This is a genomic window from Pseudomonas sp. B21-012 (assembly GCF_024749305.1).
GTDB lineage: Bacteria > Pseudomonadota > Gammaproteobacteria > Pseudomonadales > Pseudomonadaceae > Aquipseudomonas.
Window position 1 is genome coordinate 834,379 of record NZ_CP087197.1, and the last position, 12,514, is coordinate 846,892.

A 12,514-nucleotide genomic window follows, 5' to 3' on the forward strand; every position below is an offset into this window, starting at 1 on the left:
GCGGCGACCCGAGTTGTCCCGCGATAGGCTTAACCTCAAGACTTCTGCAAATCACGCAACGTCCGCGTCACCGCCCCGGTATTGCACTTGGCCCCAGCCTGCTCCGGGGTCATGTTGCGAATGCTGCGAAAATACAGCTCGCAGGTCTGCTTCTTCGCCGTCACCTGCCACTTCTGGGTACAGGCCCCCAGCGTTGCCTTGGCATCCGCCGCCGGGTTGCGGCCCATGCCCGCCTGCCAGCAGGCCGCGCTCAAATCCTGGCCCATCATCTTCAGACCGGCCTGATCGGCCTTGTCCTGGTCGCCACCATAGTTGGTTTTATCTGCCGCATACCAGATTGCGCTCGGGTGATTGGCGCCCAGCACCGGCACCTTTTGCCCAGGCGTCGGGCTGATGCTGGCCAGGCCCAGTACATAGAGCCTGGGCCCGTATTGCTGCTCGATCCAGCTGCGCACCGGCGAGCCGAAGGCAACCATCGGCAAGGCGGCGCCGTTGCCGGTTCGGGTCATCTCTTTGACCATTTGCAGCTGATAATCCTTGAAGTAGCCATACACGCCCTCCAGGTCTTTGCCGGCGCTGGCTGGCGCGGCGATCGGGGCGATGTCGACGATGGTCTGGTAGGCCGGGGTCTGCTCGGCAGGAATGCCGTTGAAGGTCAGCAGCGTGGCCCAGCGGTCGGTGGTGTTGGAACGCAGGTAGTCCTGGGCCTGGGTCAGCGAGTAGTCCGGTGGAAAATGCAGCAGCTCGATGCTGCGGCGCTTTTCCAGGGCCATGCCCAGGGGCAGGAACAGGTTCCAGTTGTAGGCCCACTTGCCTTCGCGGTTGAGCCGGGTGGCGCCCTGGTAGGCCAGCTCGCCGGTGTCGAGCAGCGCTTGCAGGGGCTTGCTGTAGTCGCTCGGTACGCCCTGGATGTCGGCATGCAGTGTGTCGTTGTCGCGCTTGACCTTTACCGTCGCCGCGGCGTAACCGTCGCGTTGCACACTCTGGGTCAGGTAGTGCTCCACGGTTTGCTCAAGGGTCCAGTCGCGAAAGCAGATGACGTTGCAGTTGTTGGGGTAGGCAAACAGCCGGGTCACCCGTTCCTGGCTGCCCAGGTCGATGCGGGCATCAGCCAGGGCGGCGGCGCTTAGGGTCATGGCGGCCAGGGCGAAGGTCAGTGGAGCAGTCGTGTGCATGCTTAACTCCTTGTCAGTTCCTCCCCGCAGTCGGGAGGGTTGCCATACTGGAGGAATTTCCCGGGGGTTGGGAAGGGGGAGCAGGCTGATGAAAACGTGGTGCAAGGCTGGTATCGGTGCAGGACTTTTACTGACAGCGCTCGCTGCCCGGCAGGCGCAGGCTGACGAGCGTGACCTGTACCTGTTTGCCCAGTGGGCGGGCGATCATCAGACCCGGCCCTTTCGTGAAATGCTGGTGGATGCGCGCCTGTATGGCGTGGTGCCTATCCACCAATTGCTGCGCTCGGCCAGTGACTGGCGTTTGTGCAAGGCCGAGCCGTTTGCGCTTGCGCCCGCGGCGCAGTGGCCGGCGGTGCGCTCGACCCTGCTGTTGCTCAAGACCCTGGGCGAGCAGGGCGTGCTCAAACGCTATGAAGTGGTTTCGGCCTACCGCGACCCGGTGCTCAACCGCTGCGCCGGTGGCGCCGTGGCCAGCGCCCATACCCGCGCCTTTGCGGTCGACCTGCTGCTACCGGCCTGGGCCGACCCGAATCCGCTGTGCAGCTTCTGGCAGGCCCATGGCAAGGACTGGAACATGGGCCTGGGGCGTTACCCGTCGGGGCGCATTCACATCGACACGGCGGGCTACCGCACCTGGGGTGGCGACTTCAGTGCCGGCTCCTCCTTCTGCGCGCCGGCTACCGCCAGCAAGGCTCAGTCAAGGTGAGTGAGGCAGGCCTGTGACTGGCCGATCACCCACTCGGCGAAGCAGCGGCTTTTGTCGTCGTCGAGCAGCGTCTGGGGGCTGAGCAGGTAGTAGGCCGACTGGTCCTGGATAAAGCCGCGCGGCGCCTGCAACTGGCCGCTGTCGATTTCATCCTGGACCATCAGGCGCGAGGCCATGGCCACGCCCAGCCCGGCTGCCGCCGCCTGAATGCACAGGTAGAAGTGCTCGTAATCGGCGCGGCTACTGCCCTTGGCCGACTCCCCGCTGTGACGCAACCAGGTAGCCCAGGCGTTGGGGCGCGAAGCGCTGTGCAGCAGGCGTTGGCCGGCCAGGCCGTGTTCGGGAAAGTTATGGGTGGCACTGCACACCGGGCCAACCCATTCGTCGCAGATCTTCAGTGCGTACAGATTGGCGTCCCAGCGAAAGTCATCGCGGCGCAGGGCCAGATCGACGCCGTTGCGGGCAAAATCGATCGGCCCGCCAGCCGCCACCAGGTGCAGGTGAATGTCCGGGTGGGCGGCATGAAAGGCCGGCAGCCGTGGGATCAGCCAGCGCATGGCGATGGTTGGCTCGCACGACAGCACCAGCACGTTCTCCCGCGCCTGTTGCTGCAGGCGGTACACCGCGCCTTCAAGCTGCTCGAACACCGACAGCGTGGTGCCGTGCAGGGCGCGGCCGGCGGCGGTGAGAAAGATCGCCCGGTTGCGCCGCTCGAACAGTTGCACGCCCAGCGTTTCTTCCAGCAGGCGCACCTGTCGGCTCACCGCACCGTGGGTGACATTGAGCAGCTCGGCGGCGCGCACAAAGCTCTGGGTTTGCGCGGCAACATCGAAATAGCGAAAGGCGGACAGCGCAGGCAGTTTCATATCTGTGAGAAAAACTAGCGGATTTGCCTCACTATAAATCGCTTTTGGCCTTACCCGAAGCTTTCGATAATGGCGGCGTGCAGAGCTATCTGTGCATTGTCCTAGCAGATCGAGGAGCTTTACGTGAATGAACTCATAGCCGTTGCCCTGTTTACCGTGCTGGCGGTGATCAGCCCGGGCGCCGACTTTGCCATGGTGACCCGCAGCAGCTACGCCTTTGGCCGCCGCGCCGGCCTGGCGGCGGCAATGGGCATCGCCCTGGGGGTGCAGGTGCATGTGCTGTACACGGTGCTGGGCATCGCGGTGATCATCAGCCAGAGCCCGGCGCTGTTTTTGGCGATGAAGGTGCTGGGGGCGGGGTACCTGATTTATCTGGGCTACAAGTCGCTGACCAACACCACGCGGATTTCCCTGGATGGCACCAGCGCCAGTCAGCTCGGCGTGCTGGCGGCATTTCGTTCGGGCTTTCTGACCAACGCCCTGAACCCCAAGACTATGCTCTTTGTGGTCAGTGCCTATACCCAGGTGGTGCAGCCGGGCAGTTCGCTGGCGATCAACTTCGGCTATGGCGCGTTCATGTCGCTCGCCCACGGGTTGTGGTTCAGCCTGGTAGCGGTGTTTTTCTCAAGCGCCGTGTTGCGCCGGGCCATGCTCGAGCGCCAGCGTCTGGTTGACCGGGTGATTGGTGTGGCCTTGATCGGCCTGGGGCTGGCGGTAGTGTTCGCCAATGTGCGCTAAGCGGGCAGGGTAAAAATCGCAGGCAAGAAAAAAGGGCTTACCTTGCGGTAAGCCCTTTTTAGTACTTGGTGGCTACACAGGGACTTGAACCCCGGACCCCAGCATTATGAATGCTATGCTCTAACCAACTGAGCTATGTAGCCAAGTGGCGCGCATTATTCGCCTGAAACGGATTTGTGTCAACACTCTTTTTCAAAAAAATTAACGCGCGATCAACCGCTTAGCCGTAAACCGGCTCAGAAGTCGTATTTGAACGTGGTCATCAGGTTACGCGGCGCCCCGTAGTTGCCGTACGACGACGCCATCGAGTAGTACTCGCGGTCGAAGACGTTGTTGAGGTTGACCGTGGCGCTGAGGTTTTCGCTGATGTTGTAGCGCGCCATCAGGTTGACCAGTGCGTAGCTGCCCTGGTCGAAGCTGTGCAGGTCGGTGCCGACCTTGCTTTGCCAGTTGACCCCGCCACCCACGGTGACTTTGTCGAGCATGCCCGGCAGGCGGTAGCTGGTGAAGGTCTTGAGGCTGTGGCGCGGATACACGGTGGCAATGCGCTCATCCTGGTTGTCGGTGGTCAGGGTGTAGGTGTAGCCCGCCGACGCCTGCCAGCCTTCGGCCAGCTCGCCATTGAGCTCCATTTCCAGGCCTTTGGAGGTGGTGTCCTGCTTGGCGTCGTAGACGTTGTCGTGCACCCAGATCGCCAGGTTGTCCTGTTCGAGCTTGAACAGCGCCAGGCTGGAGTTCAGCTTGCCGTCGAAATGGCTGCCCTTGACGCCAAGCTCGTAGCCAACGCCCTGCATCGGGTCGAGCGGCTTGTTGTTCTCGTCGGTGACCCAGGAGGCTTGCGGGTTGAAGATTTTGGTGTAGCTGGCGTACAGCGCCCAGGTTTCATCAAGGTCGTAGACCACCCCGGCATAAGGGATGAACACACCGGTCTCTTTACGGTTGACCTCGGTCTTCTCACCACCGTACGGGCGGTCCTCGGTGTCACGCTTCCAGTCGATGACCCGGCTGCCGAGAATCAGGTTGAGGTCGTCGGTCAGGTGCAGGCGCGAGGTGAGGTAGGCGGCGTACTGGGTTTCTTCCATTGACGATTTGCCGCTGATGGTCCAGTCCGGCTTGGGCTGCTTGCCGTCCCAGTCGAAGATGTTCTCCACCGACGCACCTGGCGTTGCGTTGTAGTCGTAGCGCCAGCCGCCCCAGCTCGGTACGTTTTCGTTGTACTTGGACAGGGTTACGCCGCCGATCAGTTCGTGTTCGCGGCCGAACAGGCTGAACGGGCCGGTCAGGTACAGGTCCAGGTTGTCCTGGCGCGGGGTGCCGGAAAAGCGCACCGGCAACTGGCTCAGGCCGCTGCCGTCGGGCTGCAGCTCGCCCATGAGAAAACCGAACACTTCGTCGAACTTGTTTTCGGAATGGCTGTACTCGATCTTGCCGCTCCAGCCGTTGCCCAGTTGCTGCTCCACCGAGGCGAAATAGCTGGTCTGTTCGTGGTCGTTGTACGACCAGTCCGGAGCCATGTTGATCGAGCGCTTGAGATTGCTGCGCTCACCCGTGCTGAAGCGGGTTGGCAGGCCGGTGCGCAGCGGCGAGTCGACGTCGGTGCGCTGGTAGCTGAAGCCCATGGTCAGCAGGGTATCTTCGCTCAGGTCGAACTCGGTGATGCCATACAGCAGCTGGCTCTCCAGCTTGTAACGGTCGACCCAGGCGCCTTCAGTCTTGTAGTCGGCAACCAGGCGGCCGCGCACATTGCCGCTTTCGGTCAGCGGCCCGGAAACATCGAAGCCGGTGCCATAGCGGTCCCAGGTGCCGGCCGAGCCGGTGACGCTGGCCTGGCCTTCAACAGTCGGACGCTTGCGGATCAGGTTGATGGTCGCCGACGGGTTGCCCATGCCGCTGATCAGGCCGCTGGCGCCGCGGACGATCTCGATGCGGTCGTACATCGCCATGCTCTGGGTGTAGTTGTCCATCCGCGTGACGGTCGGCACGCCGTCGATCTCGTAGTTCTGGATGACGAAGCCGCGCGAGTAGTAGCTGTCGGTCTCGGCGCCCAGGCCGTCGCGCACGACGATCACCCCGGGGGTCGCTTCGAGGGCATCGCTGAGATTGGTCAGGCGCTGGTCATCCAGGCGCTGGCGAGTCATGACGGTCAGCGACTGCGGGGTTTCCTGGGGTGTCAGGTTCAAGCGCGTCGAGCTGCTGGACGAGTAGGTGGTGTAAAGCCCGGTGCCTTCAGTGGTCGAGCCCGGTGCCTTGCCGGAAATGCTCATGGCATCCAGTTGCAGAGCGCTGCCCAGTTCCATCGGCAAATCGATGACAAAGCTGCTGGCGTTGGGTTGACTCAGGCGTGCGCTGCTGCCGGCAGTCAGGGCCTGCAGTGCCTGGGTCGGGCTCATGCGGCCCTTGACCCCCGGCGACGAGCGCCCGGCCAGCTGGTTGGCGTCGTAGATCACCTGCAGCCCGCTTTGGGCGCTGAACTGGTCCAGGGCATCGGCCAAGGCTTGCGCGGGGATGTTGAACTCCTGCGCCTGGGCCTGGGTCTGGGCAGACTCGGCGGCCTGCAGCGGCAGGCCCAGGGTTGTGGAAAACAGGCTGGCGGCAAGGATGGCGCGGGCCAGTGGCTGACGGCTGAATCGGAAATCGCGTGGGTACTGCATGTGTCCTCCCCCAGAGAATACAAACGATAATGCTTCTTATGTGGAGGTGTGACGCAGCAGCAAAGACAATTACCGAATGCCTGGGAAATATATTTTCACCGGCTTAGCGGACGATGATCCATTGCCCGGCCAGGTTGCTCACGTTGAGGTTCTGAGTGCGCGCCAGGGCATCGATGGCAGTGGCGGCCTGGTCGAGGTTAAAGCTGCCGCTGACCGGGCGCCGGCCGATCTGTTCATCGATGTACAGCAGGCGGCTGCCCTGGTACTCGGCAAGCTGTTCGAGCACCCGGCGCAAGGGCACCTCACGCACCCGCAACTGCCCCTCGCGCCAGGCCAGCAGGCGTTCGGCATCGACCTTCTCGACCTGGTCCAGGCGGCTGGCGCTGAGCGTCACGCGTTCACCGGGGGCGAGCATGCGTTTGTCGCCGGCGCTGCTGACCTCGACCTTGCCTTTGAGCAGCACCACTTCATCGTGATCGCGCCCGCGCCTGACCGAGAAGCGCGTACCCAGCACCTGTACCTGGGCCTCGTCGACATCGACCACGAAGGGCCGGCCATCGTGGGTCACTTCAATGAACATCTGCCCTTGCACCAGGCGCAGCGTGCGCACCGGCCCGCGCAGGTCGATATCGACGGCGCTGGCGCTGTCGAGGGTCAGCCGTGAGCCATCGGCCAGCTGGATCTGCCGGCGTTCGCCAACCGCGGTGGCGACATCGCTGTTCAAGCGCTGCAGCAATGGCAACTGCAACATCACCAGGCCGCTGATCAGCAGGATGCTCGCCGCCACCGCCCAGCCCCCCCAGGAGCGTGGGGCCGTACCCCGTTTGACCTTGTGCAGGCGACGCGCGGGCATCTCCAGTTGTTGCCAGAACAGCTCGACCTCGGCAAAGGTGCGGGCATTCTCGGGGTCCTGGCGCCAGCGTTCAAAGGCCTGGCGTTGCTCCCGCGGAACATCGTGGGCGCGCAGCCGGGTGAACCAGTCCAGGGCTTGCTGTTCGCGGTCGCCAGGCTCGTTCGGATGGGCAGAATTTGGCGATGGGTTCATGGCTGGTCAGTCTTGTTTCGGTTATGCAGGGCAGCCGCGGCGCAATGGCTCAGGGCTTTGTTCAAATGACGCTCGACCGCACGCGGGTCGAGTCCCAGGCGCGCGCCGATGTCCTTGTAGCTCAATTGCTCGACCCGGGCGAGTAAAAATACCTCGCGGGTCGGCGAGGGCAGGCCGTCGATCAGGCGTTCAAGATGGTCAAGGGTATTTCCGGCCACGGCACTGCGCTCGGGTGAGGTTTCGTTGAGCAGATGCTCCAGCGCCTGCTCGTCATTGACCCCACGTACCTGGTTGCGCCGAGCATGGTCGATGCTCAGGTTGTTGGCGATGCGGTACAGAAAGGCCCGCAGGTTGCCAACCTCGCCCCGCTCGCTGTGCATCAGCCGCACAAAGGCATCCTGGAGCAGGTCGCGGGCGGTTTCCCGGCAGCGCACGCGGCGGGTCAGGAAGGCCAGCAGTTCACTGCGGTGATGCTGATAGAGCAGCGACAGGCTGCGGTTGTCCTGGTCGTCGGACATGGCGTATGCGGGCCTCGAATAGGCAGGCAGTGGAGTCTGTAAAAACGCAGCCGATGCTAACGTTATTGAGAATTATTAACAAGTACGTGTTGTCGAGTTGCTAGCTACCTGGCATTTTTGCCAGTTACAGATTCCGTGCGTGCTGGTTAGCCTCTAGTGGCATTGCAATTTCCGAAGTCAAACCGACCCTGGAGTGACCAATCATGCTTGCCTACAAACACGCGTTACTGCTTTTGTTGCTGGTGCTGTCAGGGTGTGTCGGAACCCGTAATGTCGAGACGGTTGCCGATCGTCTCAACGAGCGCTACCTGAACCGAGCGTCAGAGTGCGCCGGAGGGTTAGCGGCCTATCATTGCAGCGGCGTGATGATCAGGGGATTTGAAAGCCTCGACCTTCTCTGGAATCCCAGCGAGTCGGAGCTCAGTCGCGATACCGTGCCCTTTTCGTACGTGCGCGCTGACCTGGGAATCACGCGCCTGTATCCAAGCATTGCTGGATTCATTGTCAATGAATTCAGCCTGGTCAACGAGAGTACCAAAGGCTCGGGGCAACCTTCCGAAGGCTACCAGCTGACCGTACGTTGTTCGTTTCCCTACGATGGAGGAACAGTCAGTCGGGCGGACGGCTGCGGTATTTCCACTCAAGAGGAAGGGATCCCGCCAGGTAGTAGTCGGCCGTGTGGGCTTCAGGGAATCAACAACGCCTATGACTGGTTGCTGCACTTCAAGCTGCTTGCAGCAAACCATCAACCCAACAGCAATTGTACTTTTAAGGCAACCGTAGGTGACTTCCTGTCCAGCTTGCAAGCCCATGTTTTGCTGGGCTCGTTGCCGGACGGCCAACTGGGGCCCTATATCGAGACGTGGAATGAAGTTGTGCTCTCTGCCTGGCCCAGGGAAGTGACCCGCGATTTACCCATCGAAGCCTTCTACTACAGCCAAGGGGGCAGCCCGATATTTGCCCGTAAGGCACAGCAACGCTTTTTTGCAGAGACGGGGCGGCTGGTGCCGATTGTGGTGGTTGACCTGGAACAAGCGCGACCTTTTACTTACCAACAGAAAGATCAGATTCGATAACTGGGATAGGCAATCCACACCGTTGGGCGAAAAGAATAGTGCGCTTGCTAACGATTTCTGGATAATTGGATCCCGCCCCCCGGATGGAAGCTTTTGTCATGGCTGTGAGCACTGCCTCGTCAACGTCACCCGCCAGCACCGCAACTGCCCAGAGCAGCCCGCTGGTGATGCGTATCATCGCCGCCTGTGCCCTGGCGCACCTGATCAACGACCTGATCCAGGCCGTGCTGCCGTCGATCTATCCGCTGCTAAAGGCCAACTACGGCCTGACCTTTACCCAGATCGGGCTGATCACCCTGACCTTCCAGATCACCGCGTCGCTGCTGCAGCCGTGGGTCGGCTTTTACACCGACCGCAAGCCGATGCCGAACCTGTTGCCGCTGGGCACCCTGTGCACCCTGGTGGGGATCGTCATGCTTGCGTATGTCGGCAGTTTCCCGATGATTCTGCTGGCGGCGGCGCTGGTGGGCATCGGTTCGTCGACCTTCCACCCGGAAACCTCGCGTATCGCCCGGCTGGCCTCCGGTGGGCGCTTCGGCCTGGCGCAGTCGACCTTCCAGGTCGGTGGCAACGCCGGCTCCGCTTTCGGCCCGTTACTGGCGGCGGCGATCATCATCCCCTTCGGCCAGGGCAATGTGGCCTGGTTCGGCCTGTTCGCGGTCTGCGCCGTGCTGGTCACCTACGGCCTGAGCCGCTGGTACAAGGAACACCTCAACCTGTTCAAGGCCAAGCAGGGCCAGCGCGCCACCCATGGCCTTTCCCGCCAGCGGGTGATCGGCGCCCTGGTGGTGCTGGGGCTGCTGGTGTTTTCCAAGTACTTCTACATGTCCAGCCTCACCAGCTACTTCACCTTCTACCTGATCGAGAAGTTCGACCTGTCGGTGGCCAGCTCGCAGCTGTACCTGTTCCTGTTCCTCGGCGCGGTAGCGGCCGGGACCTTCTTTGGCGGCCCGATCGGTGACCGCATCGGGCGCAAGGCGGTGATCTGGTTCTCGATCCTCGGCGTTGCGCCGTTCACCCTGATGCTGCCTTATGCCGACCTGTTCTGGACCAGCGTGCTCAGCGTGATCATCGGCTTCATTCTCGCCTCGGCATTCTCGGCCATCGTCGTCTACGCCCAGGAGCTGGTGCCGGGTAACGTCGGCATGATCGCCGGGATCTTCTTCGGCCTGATGTTCGGTTTTGGCGGCATCGGCGCGGCGGCGCTGGGTTATCTGGCCGACCTCAAGGGCATCGAGTACGTCTACAGCCTGTGCTCGTTCCTGCCGCTGTTCGGCCTGCTGGCAATCCTGCTGCCGTCCACCGGCAAGCGCTGAAGGCTCAAGGACGGGCTATTGACGGGTGGCACGGGTTCTCCTAGAGTGCCGCCCATCCTTTACGGTGTAACCGACGTATGAGCCGCTTCAGCCACACATTCGCGCATCGCCAGCCGGTCGTCCTGACCCGCTGCTGCGACTGGCCGAGCGATACCGTCCTCAAGCGTCGGCGCAGTGTGCTGTTCGCCTTTACCTTTTCGCCTCACCGCCCCACCTCCTGACCTGGCAGTTGCATGCCCGGCGTTTTGCCGTGGCTGGCGCGCCTGTATGCAAATCTTATTACGGTCATGTATGCGCCTGCGCAGGTGCGATGTCGTGCTTTGCGCCGGTGAGTTCGGAGTGGTGATGAATACGCGTTTGTTGCTGGGCTTGTTGTTTGCGGTTTCGGTAGTCGGTTTCAGCCTCGGGGCGAGTTTGCCATTGGTGTCGCTGCGTTTGCTCGACGCAGGGGCCAGTACCTTGCAGATCGGCATCGTCTCGGCCATTCCGGCGGCGGGGATGATGCTCTCGGCGTTCATGGTCGATGCCTGCTGCCGGCACCTGACCCGGCGCACCATCTACCTGCTGTGTTTCGGCCTGTGCACCTTGAGCATCGGCCTGCTCGAATGGGGCTTTTCCTCGCTCTACCTGCTTGCCCTGTTGCGCCTGGCGCTGGGGATCGGCATGGGCATTGCCATCATTCTCGGCGAGTCGTGGGTCAACGAGCTGAGCCCGGAACACAACCGCGGCAAGATCATGGCCCTGTACGCCACCGCCTTTACCGGCTTCCAGATGCTCGGCCCGGCGATGCTGGCGCTGCTCGGCGCGCAGAGCACCTGGGTGACCACGGTGGTGACAGGTTGCTATGGCCTGGCGCTACTGTGCATCGTGCTGACGGTGCCCAATGACCACGTCGAGCATGGCGAGGAGGGCGGCAAGAGCTTTTCCCTGGCGGGCTTTTTCCGCGTGGCGCCGGCCTTGTGCATGGGCGTGCTGTTCTTCTCGTTCTTCGATGCGGTGATACTTTCGCTGCTGCCGGTGTATGCCACCAACCATGCCTACGCCGTGGGCGTCGCAGCGTTGATGGTGACGGTGATTCTTACCGGCGACATGCTCTTCCAGTTGCCGATCGGCTGGTTGGCCGACCGCTGCGAGCGCACCACCGTACACCTGGTGTGCGGTGTGGTGGCGATGCTGATCGGCCTGGCGCTGCCATGGCTGATCGGTATGCAATGGCTGCTGTGGCCGGCCTTGGTGGTGCTCGGCGCGGTGGCCGGCGGGGTCTACACCCTGGCGCTGGTGCTGATCGGCCAGCAGTTCAAGGGCCAGGACCTGGTCACTGCCAACGCCAGCGTCGGCCTGCTCTGGGGTGTCGGTAGCCTGCTCGGGCCGCTCCTCAGTGGTGCGGCCATGGACGTCGCTCCCCATGGCCTGCCGATGGCGCTGACGGCCATGGCCGCGCTGTTCGTGGTATTCGCCCGCAGCGCCCGGCGCCGGGCCTTCCGCGCCCAGCGTGCCGGGCAGGGCGCTGCCTAGCACGCTGGGCGCTTCAGAAGCGCTCAGGCACCATGCGCGAGGTGTAGCGGGTGCTCTTGTAGCGGCCGATCTTGCCGCGCTTGGGCAGCTCGATCTTCTGTTTGTGGGTGATGTCCTCGTAGGGCACCTGCTTGAGAAAGTGGCTGATGATGTTCAGGCGCACCCGCCGCTTGTCTTCGGAAACCGCCACATACCAGGGGGCCCAGGAGGTATCGGAGGCGGCGAACATGTCATCCCGTGCGCGGGTGTAGTCGTCCCAGCGGGTGAAGGACTTGAGGTCCATCGGCGTCAGCTTCCAGATCTTGCGCCCGTCGGTAATGCGCTCCTTAAGGCGCCGCTCCTGCTCTTGAGGACTGACTTCCAGCCAGTACTTGACCAGCACGATGCCGGACTCGACCAGCATCTTCTCGAACGATGGCACCACTGACAGGAACTTGCCGGACTGCTCTTCGGTACAAAAGCCCATCACCCGCTCGACGCCGGCGCGGTTGTACCAGCTGCGGTCGAAGATCACCACTTCGCCGGCCGAGGGCATGTGCTGTATGTAGCGCTGGGCGTACATCTGGCTTTTTTCCCGTTCGGTCGGTGCTGGCAGCGCCACCACGCGAAACACCCGCGGGCTGACGCGCTCGGTGATGGCCTTGATGGTGCCGCCCTTGCCGGCGCCATCGCGACCTTCGAAGACAATACAGACCTTCAAACCCTTGGCCACCACCCACTGCTGCAACTTGACCAGCTCGATGTGCAGGGCCTTGAGGGCTTGCTCGTATTCTTTGCGGGGGAGGCGTTCGCTGCTGCCTTGCTTTTCCTTTTTCTTAGCCATGCGCCGATACCTGATCTGTGGACAAGAGCCGTTTGAATGCGGCTTTGAGTATAGATCCAGGTATTGGCCCGCGTTTGCTCATGGC

11 protein-coding genes and 1 tRNA gene are annotated in these 12,514 nt (G+C 62.5%); 5 read left to right on the forward strand and 7 right to left on the reverse strand.

The window, feature by feature from the left end; translation table 11 throughout:
- Positions 1 to 35 precede the first annotated feature (35 nt).
- Positions 36 to 1,175: a hypothetical protein gene (locus LOY37_RS03675; protein WP_258716322.1), complete on the reverse strand. Its 1,140-nt coding sequence runs from the start codon at positions 1,173 to 1,175 to the stop codon at positions 36 to 38.
- An 88-nt stretch (positions 1,176 to 1,263) separates the two neighbouring features.
- Here LOY37_RS03675 and LOY37_RS03680 point away from each other — a divergent pair, with 88 nt between their 5' ends.
- Complete coding sequence (locus tag LOY37_RS03680; RefSeq protein ID WP_045195956.1) at positions 1,264 to 1,881, forward strand: D-Ala-D-Ala carboxypeptidase family metallohydrolase; 618 nt, start codon at positions 1,264 to 1,266, stop codon at positions 1,879 to 1,881.
- Here LOY37_RS03680 and LOY37_RS03685 read toward each other — a convergent pair.
- Entirely contained in the window at positions 1,869 to 2,747 is an 879-nt protein-coding gene (locus tag LOY37_RS03685; RefSeq protein ID WP_258716323.1) for a LysR substrate-binding domain-containing protein, read from the reverse strand. The two genes, LOY37_RS03680 and LOY37_RS03685, sit on opposite strands and share 13 nt — an antisense overlap.
- 123 nt (positions 2,748 to 2,870) lie before the next feature.
- Between LOY37_RS03685 and LOY37_RS03690 the strand changes: the two genes are divergently transcribed.
- Positions 2,871 to 3,485, forward strand: coding sequence for a LysE family translocator (locus LOY37_RS03690; protein WP_258716324.1), 615 nt, complete (start codon positions 2,871 to 2,873; stop codon positions 3,483 to 3,485).
- A gap of 66 nt (positions 3,486 to 3,551) precedes the next feature.
- On the opposite strand, the gene LOY37_RS03695 is transcribed toward LOY37_RS03690, so the two are convergent.
- The 4 genes from LOY37_RS03695 to LOY37_RS03710 all read right to left on the reverse strand — a co-directional run bounded on the left by LOY37_RS03695 (position 3,552) and on the right by LOY37_RS03710 (position 7,699).
- A tRNA-Met gene (locus tag LOY37_RS03695) sits at positions 3,552 to 3,628 on the reverse strand.
- Positions 3,629 to 3,721: 93 nt separating this feature from the next.
- Positions 3,722 to 6,136: a TonB-dependent siderophore receptor gene (locus tag LOY37_RS03700; RefSeq protein ID WP_258716325.1), complete on the reverse strand. Its 2,415-nt coding sequence runs from the start codon at positions 6,134 to 6,136 to the stop codon at positions 3,722 to 3,724.
- Between the two features lie 103 nt (positions 6,137 to 6,239).
- Entirely contained in the window at positions 6,240 to 7,181 is a 942-nt protein-coding gene (locus LOY37_RS03705) for a FecR family protein (protein ID WP_258716326.1), read from the reverse strand.
- Positions 7,178 to 7,699: an RNA polymerase sigma factor gene (locus LOY37_RS03710; protein WP_045195961.1), complete on the reverse strand. Its 522-nt coding sequence runs from the start codon at positions 7,697 to 7,699 to the stop codon at positions 7,178 to 7,180. Before LOY37_RS03710 ends, LOY37_RS03705 begins: the two co-directional genes overlap by 4 nt.
- Positions 7,700 to 7,902: 203 nt before the next feature.
- On the opposite strand from LOY37_RS03710, the gene LOY37_RS03715 reads away from it, so the two are divergent.
- The 3 genes from LOY37_RS03715 (at position 7,903) to LOY37_RS03725 (ending at position 11,606) form a co-directional block, all read left to right on the forward strand.
- Positions 7,903 to 8,775, forward strand: a complete 873-nt coding sequence (locus LOY37_RS03715) for a hypothetical protein (protein WP_258716327.1) — start codon at positions 7,903 to 7,905, stop codon at positions 8,773 to 8,775.
- Between the two features lie 98 nt (positions 8,776 to 8,873).
- A complete protein-coding gene (locus LOY37_RS03720) occupies positions 8,874 to 10,091 on the forward strand; it encodes an MFS transporter (protein ID WP_258596387.1) in 1,218 nt (405 codons plus the stop codon).
- A gap of 345 nt (positions 10,092 to 10,436) precedes the next feature.
- Entirely contained in the window at positions 10,437 to 11,606 is a 1,170-nt protein-coding gene (locus tag LOY37_RS03725; protein WP_093387925.1) for an MFS transporter, read from the forward strand.
- A 13-nt stretch (positions 11,607 to 11,619) separates the two neighbouring features.
- On the opposite strand, the gene ppk2 is transcribed toward LOY37_RS03725, so the two are convergent.
- On the reverse strand, positions 11,620 to 12,429 hold the full coding sequence (gene ppk2, locus LOY37_RS03730; RefSeq protein WP_123564477.1) for a polyphosphate kinase 2: 810 nt from the start codon (positions 12,427 to 12,429) through the stop codon (positions 11,620 to 11,622).
- Positions 12,430 to 12,514: the final 85 nt, after the last annotated feature.

Coding starts and splice junctions, on each gene's coding strand:
- LOY37_RS03705 (WP_258716326.1), bottom strand. CDS start 7,181: ATGAACCCATCGCCAAATTCTGCCCATCCGAACGAGCCTGGCGACCGC.
- LOY37_RS03725 (WP_093387925.1), top strand. CDS start 10,437: ATGAATACGCGTTTGTTGCTGGGCTTGTTGTTTGCGGTTTCGGTAGTC.
- LOY37_RS03675 (WP_258716322.1), bottom strand. CDS start 1,175: ATGCACACGACTGCTCCACTGACCTTCGCCCTGGCCGCCATGACCCTA.
- LOY37_RS03685 (WP_258716323.1), bottom strand. CDS start 2,747: ATGAAACTGCCTGCGCTGTCCGCCTTTCGCTATTTCGATGTTGCCGCG.
- LOY37_RS03715 (WP_258716327.1), top strand. CDS start 7,903: ATGCTTGCCTACAAACACGCGTTACTGCTTTTGTTGCTGGTGCTGTCA.
- LOY37_RS03710 (WP_045195961.1), bottom strand. CDS start 7,699: ATGTCCGACGACCAGGACAACCGCAGCCTGTCGCTGCTCTATCAGCAT.
- LOY37_RS03720 (WP_258596387.1), top strand. CDS start 8,874: ATGGCTGTGAGCACTGCCTCGTCAACGTCACCCGCCAGCACCGCAACT.
- LOY37_RS03700 (WP_258716325.1), bottom strand. CDS start 6,136: ATGCAGTACCCACGCGATTTCCGATTCAGCCGTCAGCCACTGGCCCGC.
- LOY37_RS03680 (WP_045195956.1), top strand. CDS start 1,264: ATGAAAACGTGGTGCAAGGCTGGTATCGGTGCAGGACTTTTACTGACA.
- ppk2 (WP_123564477.1), bottom strand. CDS start 12,429: ATGGCTAAGAAAAAGGAAAAGCAAGGCAGCAGCGAACGCCTCCCCCGC.